The organism is Frigoribacterium sp. PvP054 (assembly GCF_040547465.1).
GTDB lineage: Bacteria > Actinomycetota > Actinomycetes > Actinomycetales > Microbacteriaceae > Frigoribacterium.
This window is the reverse complement of the sequence record NZ_JBEPPU010000001.1, coordinates 159,693-175,096: the sequence shown is the minus strand read 5'-3', so window position 1 is coordinate 175,096 and position 15,404 is coordinate 159,693. Positions and strand designations below refer to the sequence as shown.

The following is a 15,404-nucleotide window of genomic DNA, read 5'->3' as shown; positions in this document are numbered from 1 at the left end:
GACCCTCCCGCGCGCACGAGGGTCTCGGCGAGAACCCGGGGTCTCGCGGCGCCGGGACTCCGAGGTCAACGGACGAGGGCGAGGGCGGCGGCGACGACCAGCACGTCGACGGCCACCGTGGCCCAGAAGGCGACCTGGAACGGCCGCTTGCTCGTCTTGTGGCGCAGCAGGTGCTGCGCGACGAGGGCACCGGGCCAGCCGCCGACCAGCCCGAGCAACAGCAGGACGCGTTCCGGCACGCGACGTCGTCCGTGACGGGCGGCGGACTTGTCGACGGCGTAGACCAGGGCCGTCGCGGCGCTGAGCGCGAGGGCCCCGCCGATCAGCCAGGGCAGGGCGTCGCCGACGACCGTCGCCCGGGCACCGGTAGCGGCGGACGCGCCCACGGCGACCGCGACCGCCACGACGAGCACGAGCCCCACGACGAGGGCGACCCGACCGCTCCGGGTCGGGCGCGGTGCCCGGGCCCGCGGTGCCGACCACCGGCCCCCGACCGGCGCGACGCGGACCGCCGCCTGGCCTCGGTCGCCGTGCCGGTCGACCTCGTACGAATACGCGTCGCCCACGCGCGGCCGGGCCGATCCGCGGCTGAACGCCGTGATGTGCACGAACGCGCGGCCGCGCCCCGAGGCCGGTGTGAGGAACCCGAACCCGCGGTCGTCGTCCCACGAGGTGAGCGTGCCCTCGATCCGGGCCGGACTGCCGGACATGCGCCCGACCCTAGCCCGCTCTCGTCCGTTTCCCCTGCCGCCACGATGTGGACACCGCACCACGCAGAGACGTGGCGCGGTGTTCACGTCGTGGCGGCACGGGCTCCGACGACTGACGTCGGGAGGCGCGGTGCCCGTCAGTCGCGGCGGATCGCCCCGTAGCTGCCGCCGGTGGCGCGCACGAGGTCGTCGGGGGCGATCTCGATGTCGAACCCCCGCCTCCCGCCGCTGACGAAGATCGACGGGAAGGAGGCGGCGCTCGCGTCGACCACGGTCGTCGCGGCGGTTTTCTGGCCGAGCGGGCTGATGCCGCCGACGACGTAGCCCGTGCGGCGTTCGACCAGGGCGGGGTCGGCGAGCGAGGCCTTCTTCGCCCCGACGGCCGCGGCCAGGGCCTTGAGGTCGAGTCGACCCGAGACGGGGACGACGCCCACGACGAGGGCGCCGTCGGCGTCGGCCACGAGGGTCTTGAACACGCGTTCTTCCGACAGGCCGAGCTCGGCGGCCGCCTCCTCTCCGAAGTTCGTCGCCGTGTCGTGGTGCTCGTAGGTGTGCGGGGTGAAGGGGATGCCGGCCGCGGTGAGCGCGACGCTGGCCGGCGTCGACGGGCCGCGCCCGCCTCCTGCGGTGGGTTTCGTCACGCGCCGGCCTCGTCCGCCCCGCCGGTCGCCGCGGCCTCGTCGGTCGTGTCGGCGTCGAGGGTCACGGCACGGAACAGCACGACGGTGGGCCCCGAGACGAGCAGCTCGTCGCCGGGGGCCGTCTCGTGGGGCAGGCTGCGGTCGTCGCTCGACCACAGGGCGTCGTACGTCGTGACGCCCTCGTGCCGGGGGAGCGTCACCGTGACGGTCGTCTCGGCACCGTGCACCACGACGAGCACCGTGTTCGGCGCCTCGTGCTCGGGCGTCGAGACGGCCAGGTACTGCAGGGTGCGGACGCCGGGGTCGTTCCACTCGTCGGGCCGCATCTCGCGGCCCGAGGCCGAGTGCCACGTCATCTCGTTGGCGCTCAGCGTGCAGGCACCGTCGATGCCGAAGCGCGACGGGCGCAGCGCGGGGTTCTCGGCGCGCAGCCGGGCGAGCGTCGCGACGTCGTCGTGCAGGTCGCGGTGCCAGGGTTCGTCGGTCCAGTCGACCCAGGTGAGCTCGCTGTCGGTGCAGTACGCGTTGTTGTTGCCGTGCTGGGTGCGCCCGCGTTCGTCGCCGGCCGTCAGCATCGGGATGCCGGCCGAGACGAACAGGGTGGCGAGGAGGTTGCGCATCGAGCGGCGTCGGGCGTCCGAGATCCACGGGTTGACGCTGTCGCCCTCGACGCCGTGGTTGAACGAGCGGTTGTCGTCGGTGCCGTCGCGGTTGCCCTCGCCGTTGCTGAGGTTGTGCTTGCCGTCGTACGAGACGAGATCGAGCAGCGTGAACCCGTCGTGCGCGGTCACGAAGTTGACGCCCGACAGCGGTCCGCGCTCGTGCGCGTAGACGTTGCTCGACCCGCTGAGCTTCGACGCGAAGCTGCCGAGCCCCGACGGGGGAGTGCCCTGCGACCGCGCGGCGGCGATGTCGGTGAGCCAGAAGTCGCGGGCCCGGTTGCGGAACCGGTCGTTCCACTCGATCCAGCCCTCGGGGAAGGCGCCGGTCTGCCAGCCGCCGAGACCGACGTCCCACGGTTCGGCGATCATCTTCACGCCCTCGAGGGCCGGGTCGGTGACGATCGCCGAGAGCAGCGGGTGCTCGGGGTCGAAGACGTGGTCGGCACCGCGCCCGAGGGTGGCCGCCAGGTCGAACCGGAACCCGTCGATCTGCACCTCGTTCGCCCAGTAGCGCAGCGAGTCGAGGACGAGCCGCGACGCGGCGGGCGTGCTGGTGTCGAGCGAGTTGCCGCACCCGGTCACGTCGACGGGCCGGCCCTCGGCGTCGTGGCGGTAGTAGGCCGCCCCGTCGAGACCGCGGAGGCTCGTCACCGGGCCGCCGACCTCGCCCTCTTCGGCGGTGTGGTTGTAGACGACGTCGAGGTAGACCTCGATGCCGGCCTCGTGCAGCAGGCGGACCATGCCCTTGAACTCGCGCACGATCGCCGACGCCCCGGCGAGCTGGGCGTCACGGCTCGCGTAGGCGGCGTGCGGTGCGAAGTAATTGAGGGTGTTGTAGCCCCAGTAGTTCTCGATGCCCTGCGCGACGAGGCGCTGCTCGTCGACGTGCTGGTGCACCGGCAGCAGCTGGACGGCCGTGACGCCGAGCCCCTTGAGGTAGGCGATGGTCGACTCGGCGGCGAGGCCCGCGTAGCTGCCCCGCAGCTCTTCGGGGACGAACGGTGCCAGCCGGGTGAGGCCCCTGACGTGGGCCTCGTAGACCACGACCCGGTCGAGCGGGGTGCGCGGCTTCTCGACCCCGCCCCAGTCGAACGCCTCGTCGACGACCGCCGAGCGCCAGGTGCCGCGACCGGTGCGGCCGAGCCCCCGCGAGTACGGGTCGAGCAGCTCGAGCGACGGGTCGAACGCGGTGCCCGGGCCCGACGGGCCGTCGGCCCGGAGCCAGTACCGGCGGCCGGGGGTGAGCGCCCCGTCGGTGGCGCTCCAGACGTCGTGCTCGTCGTGCACCATCGGCACGACGCGGTCGTGGGGTGCGTCGTCGATCACCAGGTCGACCCTCGTCACGGCCGACGACCAGACCCGCAGCGTCGGCCCGTCGGGGCCGGTGCGGACGCCGAGGTCGCGCAGGGGGTCGAGGTCGGTCACGGCACTTACAGTAGAGGAGGCGCGTGTCGGCCCCGAAATCACCTGACGTCACCGGCGCACCCGCCCCACCCCAGCCTGAGGACCCTTCCATGAGCGTCTACCTCGACCACGCGGCCACCACCCCGATGCACCCGGCGGCCATCGCCGCCTACGCCGAGGCGCTCGGCACCGTCGGCAACCCGTCGTCGATCCACTCGGCCGGGCAGAACGCCAAGCGGGTCCTCGAAGAGGCACGCGAACGCGTCGCCGCGACCCTCGGCTGCGACCCCATCGAGGTCGTCTTCACCTCGGGCGGCACCGAGGCGGTCAACCTCGCGATCAAGGGACTCTGGTGGGCGAGGCAATCCGACCGCCCGCGCCCGCGCCTCCTCGTCCCGGCCGGCGAGCACCACGCGACCGTCGACACCGTCGAGTGGCTCGAACGGTACGAGGGCGCCGTCGTCACCTGGCTGCCGCTCGACGAGCGGGGCCGCCTGCGCGTCGACGCGCTCGCCGCGGCCCTCGACGAGCACGACGACGTCGCCCTCGTCAGCCTGCTCTGGGCCAACAACGAGGTCGGCACCCTGCAGCCGGTCGACGAGGTCGTCGCGCTCGCCGCGGCCCACGGCGTGCCCGTGCACTCCGACGCCGTGGCGGCGTACGGCCAGGTGCCGATCGACTTCGCGTCGTCCGGGCTCGCGGCGCTCAGCGTCAGCGCGCACAAGATCGGCGGGCCCATCGGCATCGGAGCCCTCGTGCTGTCGCGGTCGGCGACGGTCGTGCCGCTCATCCACGGCGGCGGGCAGCAGCGGCAGGTGCGCTCGGGCACGCAGGACGCCCCGGCCGCCGTGGCCTTCGCCGTCGCGGCCGAGCAACCGCACCCTCGCTACGAGCCGCTGCGCGACCGGCTGGTCGCCGGCGTGCTGGGGTCGGTGCCCGGGGCGGTGCTGCGGGGCGACCCCGTCGACCGGCTGCCGGGCAACGCCCACTTCACCTTCGAGGGCTGCGAGGGGGACTCCTTGCTGTTCTTGCTCGACGCCGCCGGGGTCAGCGTGTCGACGGGGTCGGCGTGCCAGGCGGGCATCCCCGAACCGTCGCACGTGCTGCTCGGCATGGGGCTGTCGCCCGAGGCGGCCCGCGGCGCGCTGCGCATGACCGTCGGACACACCTCGACCGAGGCCGACGTCGACGCCTTGCTGGCCGCGCTGCCCGACGCCGTCGCCCGAGCCGGCCGGGCCGGCTACGCCGACCGCGCACCCGCGCTCGGCGCTCGCTGACGCCCGGCTCTCCCACCAGCGCTCGATGCCCACCCGCGACGGGCGGGCACACTGTGACCATGCAGCTCTACTCGTCGTCGCCCGCCGTCCGTGCCCGCCAGGTGACCGGCGACGTGGTGGCGATCGCCCTCGTCGTCGCCTTCGTCGTGCTCGGGGTGGGCATCGCGGGCTTCATCGGCACGTTCGCCGAGCTCGGCCGGCGACTCGAGGAGGCGGGGGCCGGCTTCCAAGGGACGATGCAGGACGCGTCGCGCGCCCTGGCCGGGGTGCCCCTGCTCGGCGACGCCGCCCGCGCGCCCTTCGACGGAGCGAGCGGTGCCGGGCAGTCCCTGGCCGACGCCGGACGCCAGCAGCAAGAGGGAGTGGCCCGTGCCGCGCTGGTCGCCGGCCTCGTCGTGGCCGGTGTGCCGAGCCTCGTGGTGCTGTGGGTCTGGCTGCGCGGGCGGATCGCGTTCGTGCGTCGCGCCTCCTCGACGCGGTCGCTGCTCGCCCTGCCGGGCGGCGACGACCTGCTCGCGTTGCGGGCCCTCACCGGCCGCGACCCGAAGGCGGCGCTCGCCGTGTCGCCCGACCCCGTCGCGGCGTGGCGCACGGGTGAGCCCGACGTCGTGCGGCGCCTCGCCGACGTGGCCCTGCGCGAAGCGGGCGTCGCCCGTCGGTGAGCGTCGGCCGACCGGCACCGGGCGGGGCGCCCGCGCCCGACCCGCCCCGCACGTCGCCCCCACCCGCGCCGGGTAAGCTCGGGCACCATGATCGCACTGGATTTCTCTGAGCAGATTGCCGCCCTCCGGGCCACGTTCGAAGACATCCGTGCGGTGATCGGGCAAGAGCGGCTCGTGGCCGAGATCGCCGAGCTGAGCGAGCAGGCCTCGGCACCCGACCTGTGGGACGACACCGAGAACGCGCAGAAGGTCACCAGCGCCCTGAGCCACCGGCAGTCCGAGCTCGAGAAGCTCGAGACGACCGAGCAGCGGCTCGACGACCTCGAGGTGCTCGTCGAGATGGCCAACGACGGCGACGACCAAGAGAGCGCCGACGAGGCCCAGGCCGAGCTGAAGGCGCTGCAGAAGATGATGGACACCCTCGAGGTGCAGACGCTGCTCGACGGCGAGTACGACCCGCGTCCCGCCGTCATCACGATCCGCGCCGGGGCCGGTGGGGTCGACGCCGCCGACTTCGCCGAGATGCTGCTGCGCATGTACCTGCGCTACGCCGAGAAGCACGGCATGTCCGCGACGGTGATGGACACCAGCTACGCCGAGGAGGCGGGCATCAAGAGCGCCACCTTCGAGATCGACGCGCCCTACGCGTTCGGCACCCTGAGCGTCGAGGCCGGCACGCACCGCCTGGTGCGCATGAGCCCGTTCGGAGCCGCCGGCAAGCGTCAGACCAGCTTCGCGGCGGTCGAGGTCATCCCGCTGATGGAAGAGACCGAGTCGATCGACATCCCCGAAAACGACATCCGGGTCGACGTGTTCCGCTCGTCGGGCCCCGGCGGTCAGAGCGTCAACACGACCGACTCGGCCGTCCGCCTCACGCACATCCCGACCGGCACCGTCGTGTCGATGCAGAACGAGAAGAGCCAGATCCAGAACCGCGCCGCCGCCATGCGGGTGCTGCAGTCGCGCCTGCTGCTGCTGCAGAAAGAGGCCGAGAACGCGAAGAAGAAAGAGCTCGCGGGCAACATCACGGCCAGCTGGGGCGACCAGATCCGCAGCTACGTGCTGGCGCCGTACCAGATGGTGAAAGACCTCCGCAGCGAGCACGAGGTGAACAACCCCTCGAACGTCTTCGACGGCGATCTCGACGGTTTCATCTCGGCCGGCATCCGCTGGCGCAAGCGCGACGACCAGGACTAGCACCGCAGCGAGTCGTTGCGCCGATCGTCGTGACCCGCGCTTAGGGTGATCCCCGTCATGATTCGGTTTGATGAAGTCACCAAGGTCTACGTCGGCAATCCCCGGCCCGCGCTGAACGCCGTCACCCTCGAGATCCTCAAGGGCGAGTTCGTGTTCCTCGTCGGGGCCAGCGGCTCCGGCAAGTCGAGCTTCCTGCGGCTCGTGCTGAAGGAAGAGAAGCCGTCGCAGGGGCAGATCCACGTGCTCGGGCAGCGCCTCGGCACGCTCTCGAGCCGCAAGGTGCCGTACTTCCGGCGCAACCTCGGCGTGGTGTTCCAGGACTTCCGCCTCCTGCCGCAGAAGAACGTCTTCGACAACGTCGCGTTCAGCCTGCAGGTGATCGGCAAGAGCAAGGGGTTCATCCAGGAGGCCGTGCCCGACGTCCTCAAGATGGTCGGCCTGGTCGGCAAGCAGCACCGCCTGCCGCACGAGCTGTCGGGTGGTGAGCAGCAGCGCGTCGCGATCGCGCGGGCCATCGTCAACAAGCCCGCCATCCTGCTCGCCGACGAGCCGACCGGAAACCTCGACCCCTCGACGAGCGCGGGCATCATGACCCTGCTCGAGCGCATCAACGCCGGTGGCACGACGGTCATCATGGCCACGCACGACGCGGGCATCGTCGACCAGATGCAGCGTCGCGTCATCGAGCTCAGCGCCGGCAACATCCTCCGCGACGAGCGACACGGCGGCTACCAGACCCAGGCGGTGCCCATCCAGGCCATCGGGGTCGAAGACCTGAGCACGAGGGGGGCCGACGCATGAGGCTCGGACTCGTCATGAGCGAGGTCGGCAGCGGCCTGCGCCGCAACGCCTCGATGGTCGTCTCGGTCGTGCTGGTCACGTTCATCTCGTTGACCTTCGTCGGCACGGCGGCCCTGCTGCAGATGCAGATCACGCAGATGAAGGGCTACTGGTACGACAAGGCCCAGGTCGCCGTCTACCTCTGCACCGACACCGACACGACCGGCAACTGCACCGGGGCGATGGCGACGCAGGACCAGAAGGACGGCGTCGAGGCGCAACTCGAGAGCGACGTGCTCACGCCGTACGTCGACAAGTTCTACTTCGAGGACCAGACCCAGGCCTACGACCGCTTCAAGCAGCAGTTCGCCGACAGCCCGGCCACCGAGTTCGTGCAGCCCGCGTACCTCAACGAGACCTTCTGGGTGAACCTGAAGGACCCGACGCAGTCCGACGTCCTCACCGAGAGCCTGTCGAGCCTCGCCGGCGTCCAGAGCGTGGTCGACCAACGCGGCTACCTCGACCCGATCTTCGCGGTGCTGAACGCGGCGAGCTACACGGCCATCGGCATCGCCTCGCTGATGCTGATCGCGGCCGTGCTGCTGATCGCGACGACCATCCGCCTCAGTGCCTTCAGTCGACGGCGCGAGCTCGGCATCATGCGCCTGGTCGGTGCGTCGAACCGCTTCATCCAGACGCCGTTCATCCTCGAGGGGGTGATCGCGGCCCTCGTGGGCTCGCTGCTGGCCGGTGCGGCGATCGTGGCCATCGTGAACTTCTTCGTCAAGGGCTACCTGGCGGTGAACTTCCAGGGCACGCCGTTCATCGGACTGCGTGACGCGGCGCTCGTCGTGCCGATCGTCATCGTCGTGGGCATCCTGCTCGCGGCCCTCAGCGCCAACGTCGCCATCAGGCGCTACCTCAAGGTCTAGGGCCGCGGCAGAGCCGAGGAGGCGCGGTGTCCGTCCGACGGGCAGCGCGCCTCCTCGGCTCTGCCTGTATACTGAACGGCTGCCTGTCGGCAGCACCCCACCCGAACGACCAGGAGGCCCAGCGTGGCGAAGGAACGCGGTGAGAAGGTCGTGGCCACGAACCGCCGCGCGCGCCACGACTACACGATCGACACCACCTACGAGGCGGGCATCGTGTTGAGCGGCACCGAGGTCAAGTCGCTGCGACAGGGGCGGGCGTCGTTGGTCGACGGGTACGCCTTCGTCGACGCCGGCGAGGCCTGGCTCGACGCGGTGCACATCCCCGAGTACACCGAGGGCACCTGGAACAACCACGCGCCCCGACGCAAGCGCAAGCTGCTGCTGCACCGCCACGAGATCGACAAGATCGGGCAGAAGACGAAAGAGGGCGGCTTCACGGTCGTCCCGCTGAAGATCTACTTCAGCGACGGTCGCGCCAAGGTCGAGATCGCCCTCGCCAAGGGCAAGCGCGAGTACGACAAGCGACAGACGCTGCGCGAGCGCACGGCGACCCGCGAAGCCCAGGCCGCGATGTCGGCCCGCAAGCACCTCGGCGAGTGACACGCCGTCGGGTCGGCCCGGTGCCGGGTCGAGCCGTGGTGGCGCGGACGCGTCGGACGACGTAGACTGATGGGCCGCACGAAACTGTGCGTTGGTAATTCAAGAGCGTGTGACGACGGCCCCCTCATGGGGATGATCGGTTTCGACATCGCCTGTGTGCGAACGAGAAGCGGGCCGAGGATCCAGGGTTATCTCGTAAACGATCTCTGGAAAACAATAAGTGCCAATAACAAGCGCACTGACTTCGCTCTCGCTGCGTAAGCAGTAGAGCCACATGGAGTCCGTCAGTCTGGTGACCGCCTTCTAACCAGATCCTGACGTCATCTAGAGGGCTCGCTGTGTGACTGCGCCTGGGGGTCACACGGGACTTGCACTCGGGCTGGGCTCGTCGACCTAGAAGCCAGTAGCAAAGGTCGGAGCCGAGCAGAACGCCTCATCTGGCTACGCCCGTAGAATGCGTGCAATCTCAGCGATGGACGGGGGTTCAATTCCCCCCATCTCCACCACCGGCCGTCGTCACACGACTCGCGAACACCGAGAGCCCCCGCCTGATCAGGTGGGGGCTCTCGTGCGTGCGGGGCGGGTCGCGTCGGACGCGGGACGGCCCCCGTGGCTGCCGAGGCAGCGACGGGGGCCGTCGTCGTGGTGCGGGTGTTACTCGGCGGCCACGTCGGTGGTCGCGAGCTTCGCACGGCGGCGAGCCAGGACCATCAGGGTCGCGCCGAGCAGCAGGACGGCGGCGCCGATGCCGATGGCGGCCTCGGTGCCTTCGCTACCCGTGTACGCCAGGCCGGTGGTGCCGGTGGCGATCGGGGTGGCGGGGGTGCCGGCCGGGACGACCGCGGCGACGAGGCTGAAGGCGACGTCGGCCGAGGGGTCCGAGATGACCGGCTGGCCGGCGGCGTCGAGCACGGGGGCGCCGTTCTCGTCGAGCAGGAACGCGACGGCGGCGGCCGTGTAGTCGTCCGGCGTCAGGGCGAGGGTGACGGTCCAGTTGCCGTCGGCGTCCACGACGATCGGGTCGGTCGGGTCGGTCGGGTCGGCCGGCTCGGCGGCCGCGGCGGCCATCGTGTCGGTGCCCTCGGCGGCCTCGAGCTCGGCGACCTGGTCCGTCGGCACGACGGCGAGCAGGATGTTCGAACCGGGGGTTCCGGTACCGGTGAAGGTGACCTGGTCACCGACGACGACCTGGCCCTCGGTGGGCGAGGTGATGACGGGGGCGTCCAGCGTGGCGTCGGGCGTGGTCGGGGGGACGACCACGGCGGCGGGCAGGACGAACGAACGCACGACGGTGTTGTCGAAGCCGCTGCCACCGACGAAGCCGCCGACGGTCACGGTCTGGTCGACGGGAGCGTCGGCCGCGTACTCGACGGTGATCGAGTAGGTGCTGGCGTTGCCGAGGTTGGCGCGGCCGAGCTCGCCGTCGGCACCGGTGATGGTGACCGTCGAGCCCACGGGAGCGGTACCAGTGAAGGTGACCGAGCGCGAGTCGGTCGTGGAGCCCTGGAGGGGCGATTCCACCGTGACGGTCTTGGTCGCGGCCGGGAGGGCCGGGATCGTGAAGTCGCGCGTGATCGGTACGAAGCCGCTGCCGCCGAGGATGCCACCGACGGTGACGGTCTGAGCCTGGGTCGCCGCGTCGTCGTAAGGAACCGTGATGGAGTACGTCGACGCGTTGCCGAGGTTCTGACGACCGAGCTCACCCGAGGCGTTGGAGACCGTGACGGTCGAGCCCTCGGTGGCCGTGCCCGTGAAGGTCACGGTACGCGAGTCGGTCGTCGAGCCCTGGACGGGGCTCGCGAGCGTGAGGTACTTGGCGATCGGCAGCACGAACGACAGCGTCTTGGGCTCGTCGAAACCGCTGAAGCTGACGAGGCCGTCGACGAAGACGCTCTGTTCGCGAACGGCGTCGTCCGGGTAGGTCGGCAGGGTCGCGGTGAAGGCGCCCGTGTTGCGGTCTGACGTGGTGCGCGTCAGTTCCGTACCGCCATCAGAGGTCGAGAAGGTGACGATGGCACCGGGCGTCACGGAGCCGGTGACGACGACGGTGCGCGAGGTGGTCGGGCCGCCGTCCGTCGGGCTCGTGATGACGAGGTTGCCCGGGGCGGCCTGCGCCGCGGTGCTGGAGAGGAGGGCCCCTCCGAGGGCGAGCGTGAGGACGGCCGGAACGGCCACCGCACGGCGCCAGGAAAACTTGGTGATCACGTGGTGAGTGCTTTCTTGTTCGGTGGTGCAAGCGTCATCGCTTGTCCGCCCACGGCCCAGCGCCGGGTGAGACATGCCGTGCGGGCCCGGAGGGCAGCACCCTCTGAACCTATCCAGAACCTGAGAGATCAACACCGTTCGGTCCACAAAACGTCGGGTGATTGCCGAGACACCCCCCTGTCACCCTTTCACGGGTGGCGTCCGGCCGTAGATCTGCTATCGACCCGTTCGGGGGGTGGGCCACGAGCTCGTCGGGGGCCGAACGCTGCCGACGGCGAGCGAGCTGGTGATGCCGGACGTGGCCCCCGTTCGGGGCGGGTGTGGGAGCCGAGGAATCTACGGCCCGTTGTTATAGTCGGGTGAGCTTTGGCCGAGATCCGTGACCAAGTGCTAGGGGAGCGAGCCGCATGAGCGACATCTTCACTCTGACCTCGGACGACGACGGGCAGCGTGGCGAGCCGACCCCCGGCAAGAAGCGTGGGCGTCGTCTGTCGAAGCCGGTCGTGGTGTTGATCACGTTGGCGTCGGTGCTGGTCGGTGTGCTGGTGGTGGTCGGTGTCGTCGGGGGTGTCTACGCCGCGCGGCTCGCGAGTTCGTTCGACGACAACGCGACCAAGATCGACCAGGCCTTCCCTGAGGAGTCGACGCGTCCGGCGCCGGCGTCCGACGGGGCGATGAACATCTTGCTGATGGGTTCGGACTCGCGGGCCGACGCGACGACGATCGACGACGCCTCGGCCTCGGACCAGCGGACCGATTCGATGATGCTGGTGCACGTCGACGCCGACCGCGAGAACGTCTACGTCATGTCGATCATGCGCGACCTCTACGTGCCGATCCCCGACCACGGCTCGAACAAGATCAACGCGGCCTTCGCCTACGGCGGCTCGCCCCTGACCGTCCAGACCGTCGAGCAGCTGCTCGGCGTCCGCATCGACCACGTTGCCATTATCGACTTCGAGGGCTTCAAGGGCATGACGACGGCGCTGGGCGGGGTGGACGTGTTCTCGCCGCAGGCGTTCTCGACCAAGGCCGGGTTCTCGTACGTTGCTGGCCTCAACAAGCTTGAGGGCGATGCGGCACTGGCCTTCGTTCGAGAGCGCTATGCGTTTGCCGATGCCGACTTCACGCGGGTGAAGAACCAGCAGGCGTTCGTCAAGGGCCTGGCCAACACAATCCTGAGTAGGTCGACCTTGACCGACCCGGGCAAGGTGTCGGCATTCGTCACGGCCATGTCGCCTTACCTCACCGTCGACAAAGAATTCGACATCGGAACGATTGCCTCCCTCGGCGTCAGCCTGCGATCGATCGACGCATCGGCGATGCACTTCTTCACCGTGCCGACGGCCGGCACCGGCTCGGTCGGCGGCCAGTCGATCGTCAACGTCGACCAACCCGGCCTCGACGCCGTCAGGGCGGGCTTAGTCAACGATTCCCTCAACAACGTACCGGCCACACAGTGAAGCTGATGAGACTTCGGCTTTCCGTCCTTGGAGAGAAAAATATACGCGGACTCTCAGCGACGGATACCTCGTCTGCCCTCCCATGACGACAATGAATCTCCGGCGGCCTGTGTCCTACCGTATTTCGCGTTCATTCGTGGCGTGGATCGTCGTGGGTGCGCTTGCAAACCTCCCCCTAGAGGGTTTGGAAAGTAAACCGGCACAGCTTTTCGTCGGCGTCGCCGGCCTTGCGCATGGGGTCAGTTCATATTGGCGAGACGGCGGGCAACGCATCTCAGCTCCCGGAATCTACATGATCGCCAGCGGCTTGTTCATCTTTTTCCCGGCGATCTACCTCTACTTCGACGACCCGATCATTCACGGTCCTGTTAACTATATCGCAGCAGTGAATGTTGCTTACTGGTCACAACTTTTGTTGTACTTCCTGTTCTGGCAGCCTCGCCCCCTCCGCAACGACGCAGTCGTCCCGATTGAGCGAACAGGGATCACCACCTGGGGCATATGGGCGGGGCTGGGCCTTGTCATTGCCGGTGTCATCCTCGTCCGGACTCCTCTAAGTCAGTACGGATTCGACGATGGAGCTGCCTTCGCAGGTATAACTCTGTTGTCTGTTGCGTCGCTCCGCAGGCCCCGTCGAGTCAAGCTTGCCGCATACGGTCTAATAGCAGTGTCATTTATCATTTATATGGAGTTTGTTTTTGCAGGCTTCGGCCGGCTCCAGATTGGCGCTTTGGGTATAGTAATAGCAGCAACTGCGGCGCACCGTTGGAGGGGGCGCTCAGTAAAACTCGCTCTACTCATCTCGTTTCCGCCGGTACTTCTGTACTTGGCCGCCGCTCGCGTCAAGTTCTCCGGCTCATTAAACCCAAATCAAAGTGCCAACGTAACTGGGCTTGAATCCGCCATTGGCCCGTTTGTGCGCTTCGCCGAATTGATGCACCTGGAAGCCGCTGATCAGATAACCCATACGGGGCTCCATACGTTCTTCGCTGCCGCGGTTGCGCTCGTTCCCCGGCAGATTTGGCCGACCAAGCCAGTAGGCTTCGGCGCGGAATTGGCCGACTTCTTTCGACCCGATCTAATCGGGCGTGGGCATTCCGAGGCTGCACTCTTTCATGGAGAGTGGATTTTTGCCTTTGGATTCCCGGGTCTCGTGCTGATGGTAGGCATCTTGGGTTTACTCGTTCGATGGCTCGACAACATCGCGCAGCGCGCCGGAACCATCCCTGGAATGTCCCGCTTGGACTTGCTAAAGATCGCAGCCTTGCTCATCTTGGCCGCATCGCTGACTGACCTGATCTGGGGTGGGGCCTTCACATACGTTTCGCGTACAGGCCCCCGGCTCATATGCCTACTTGTCGCTTTCTTGGCCCTCGGATGGAATCGTTCCAACGAGGCGGTGACGCTGCCTGGGGCCGGGAGCGGGAGGGCAGGGATTGAGGGGCGTGACCCTCGCTCTCGGCACCGGACCGATCACGGCCGAGTATGAGCCATAGCTCAACTTTGCCAACGCCACCGGCAGGATCTCCTCCTGATTCAGAACGAAAGACCTCGGGATGTTCGGCAACTTGTCGACGCCATGCTTCAACAATGAGACGGGAATCCTCATGAAAACCATCGTCGTAGGCCAAGGGTACGTTGGCCTCCCTGTGGCTATGCGTGCAGTCGATGTCGGCCATGACGTGGTTGGCATCGATCTCGATGAGAATCGGACGAGTCTGCTGCGAAACGGGTCGTCCTATGTCGACGACATCACGGACGAGACTCTGCGCGCGGCCCTTGAGAGCGGCCGGTATCTCGCCACGATGAGCTACGACGATGTGGCAAATTTTGATGTTGCCGTCATTACCGTCCCGACGCCGCTCCGGGAGTCGCTGCCTGACCTGACTTTCATCGAGCAGTCAGCTGCGTCCCTGGCGCCTCATATACGACCGGGAGCAACGGTCATCCTCGAATCGACGACCTACCCAGGCACAACAGAAGAGCTTCTTGTGCCGATACTCGAGGCAGGCTCTGGCCTTAGAGCGGGAGCCGATTTTTTGGTCGGCTACAGTCCCGAACGCATCGACCCTGGAAATGCGACGTGGGGGTTCGTCGAAACGCCAAAGGTCGTGGCGGGAATAGACCCCGCGTCTCTTGTGGCTGTGCAGGGCTTCTACGACCAGCTCGTGCGAACGACTGTGCCTGTCTCTGGGACGAAAGAGGCGGAGCTCACGAAGTTGCTTGAGAACACGTTCCGGCATGTCAACATCGCTCTTGTGAACGAGTTGGCGATGTTCGCCAATCAGCTAGGGGTCGACGTCTGGGAGTCGATCGAAGCCGCAGCAACAAAGCCTTTCGGGTTCATGAAGTTCACACCCGGTCCCGGTGTCGGCGGACATTGTCTGCCCGTCGATCCGAGCTACCTGTCCTGGCAGGTACGCAAACAGCTTGGTCGCCCGTTCCGATTCGTCGAGCTGGCCAATGACGTGAACGACCACATGCCCAATTACGTTGTGGAGCGAGCGATGGCGATGCTCAACGGAGTGAGCAAGCCGGTCCGTGGCACGAGCATCATGCTCGTCGGGTTGGCCTACAAGCCCGGCACAGGAGATGTCCGTGAGGCACCGTCGATGGCGATGATCGAGCTTCTACTCGGACTCGGCGCCCACCTGGTGGCTGTGGACGACCACGTCGAGCAGCATCGCTGGCCGAAAGGAGTCAAGCGTGTGACGCTCGACGCTACTTCCCTCGAAGACGTCGACCTCGTGATCGTCGTGACGGCCCATCCCGACGTCGACCTCTCACCGCTGAACGCCAGTGAATCCCTCGTGCTTGACACCCGCAACACTCGGGCTGTCCCATCGGCGGAGGTGCTCTGATCGTACGTGC

Annotated in this window: 13 protein-coding genes and 1 other RNA gene; 10 read left to right on the top strand and 4 right to left on the bottom strand. The window is 68.2% G+C overall.

The genetic code is table 11. The features are described from left to right. Positions 1-65: 65 nt before the first annotated feature. The 3 genes from ABID81_RS00825 to glgX form a co-directional block, all read right to left on the bottom strand. Complete coding sequence (locus ABID81_RS00825) at positions 66-710, bottom strand: DUF1294 domain-containing protein (RefSeq protein ID WP_354592960.1); 645 nt, start codon at positions 708-710, stop codon at positions 66-68. Between the two features lie 137 nt (positions 711-847). Then, the gene (gene ybaK / locus ABID81_RS00820) at positions 848-1,351 is read right to left on the bottom strand and encodes a Cys-tRNA(Pro) deacylase (protein WP_354592959.1); all 504 of its coding nucleotides are present in this window, start codon (positions 1,349-1,351) and stop codon (positions 848-850) included. After that, complete coding sequence (gene glgX, locus ABID81_RS00815; protein ID WP_354592958.1) at positions 1,348-3,438, bottom strand: glycogen debranching protein GlgX; 2,091 nt, start codon at positions 3,436-3,438, stop codon at positions 1,348-1,350. The genes ybaK and glgX overlap by 4 nt, the downstream gene beginning before the upstream one ends. Before the next feature lie 89 nt (positions 3,439-3,527). On the opposite strand from glgX, the gene ABID81_RS00810 reads away from it, so the two are divergent. From ABID81_RS00810 to ssrA, 7 genes are all read left to right on the top strand, one after another. Continuing rightward, a complete protein-coding gene (locus ABID81_RS00810; RefSeq protein ID WP_354592957.1) occupies positions 3,528-4,694 on the top strand; it encodes a cysteine desulfurase family protein in 1,167 nt (388 codons plus the stop codon). A gap of 59 nt (positions 4,695-4,753) precedes the next feature. Beyond that, positions 4,754-5,356: a hypothetical protein gene (locus ABID81_RS00805; RefSeq protein ID WP_354592956.1), complete on the top strand. Its 603-nt coding sequence runs from the start codon at positions 4,754-4,756 to the stop codon at positions 5,354-5,356. 87 nt (positions 5,357-5,443) lie between these two features. Next, positions 5,444-6,553 carry a peptide chain release factor 2 gene (gene prfB / locus ABID81_RS00800; RefSeq protein ID WP_354592955.1) on the top strand — a complete coding sequence of 370 codons (1,110 nt, stop codon included), beginning with the start codon at positions 5,444-5,446 and terminating at the stop codon, positions 6,551-6,553. A gap of 57 nt (positions 6,554-6,610) precedes the next feature. Next, on the top strand, positions 6,611-7,354 hold the full coding sequence (ftsE, locus tag ABID81_RS00795) for a cell division ATP-binding protein FtsE (protein ID WP_043593759.1): 744 nt from the start codon (positions 6,611-6,613) through the stop codon (positions 7,352-7,354). Next, a complete protein-coding gene (gene ftsX / locus ABID81_RS00790) occupies positions 7,351-8,265 on the top strand; it encodes a permease-like cell division protein FtsX (protein ID WP_354592954.1) in 915 nt (304 codons plus the stop codon). Before ftsE ends, ftsX begins: the two co-directional genes overlap by 4 nt. A gap of 123 nt (positions 8,266-8,388) precedes the next feature. After that, entirely contained in the window at positions 8,389-8,865 is a 477-nt protein-coding gene (gene smpB / locus ABID81_RS00785; RefSeq protein ID WP_056257192.1) for an SsrA-binding protein SmpB, read from the top strand. Positions 8,866-8,993: 128 nt separating this feature from the next. Then, positions 8,994-9,371, top strand: a transfer-messenger RNA (tmRNA) gene (gene ssrA / locus ABID81_RS00780). Positions 9,372-9,519: 148 nt separating this feature from the next. On the opposite strand, the gene ABID81_RS00775 is transcribed toward ssrA, so the two are convergent. Beyond that, complete coding sequence (locus tag ABID81_RS00775) at positions 9,520-11,070, bottom strand: hypothetical protein (protein ID WP_354592953.1); 1,551 nt, start codon at positions 11,068-11,070, stop codon at positions 9,520-9,522. A 503-nt stretch (positions 11,071-11,573) separates the two neighbouring features. Here ABID81_RS00775 and ABID81_RS00770 point away from each other — a divergent pair. From ABID81_RS00770 to ABID81_RS00760, 3 genes are all read left to right on the top strand, one after another. Further along, a complete protein-coding gene (locus ABID81_RS00770; RefSeq protein ID WP_354592952.1) occupies positions 11,574-12,533 on the top strand; it encodes an LCP family protein in 960 nt (319 codons plus the stop codon). 82 nt (positions 12,534-12,615) lie between these two features. Further along, entirely contained in the window at positions 12,616-14,022 is a 1,407-nt protein-coding gene (locus tag ABID81_RS00765; protein ID WP_354592951.1) for a hypothetical protein, read from the top strand. A gap of 67 nt (positions 14,023-14,089) precedes the next feature. Then, positions 14,090-15,394, top strand: coding sequence for a nucleotide sugar dehydrogenase (locus ABID81_RS00760; RefSeq protein ID WP_354592950.1), 1,305 nt, complete (start codon positions 14,090-14,092; stop codon positions 15,392-15,394). Positions 15,395-15,404: the final 10 nt, after the last annotated feature.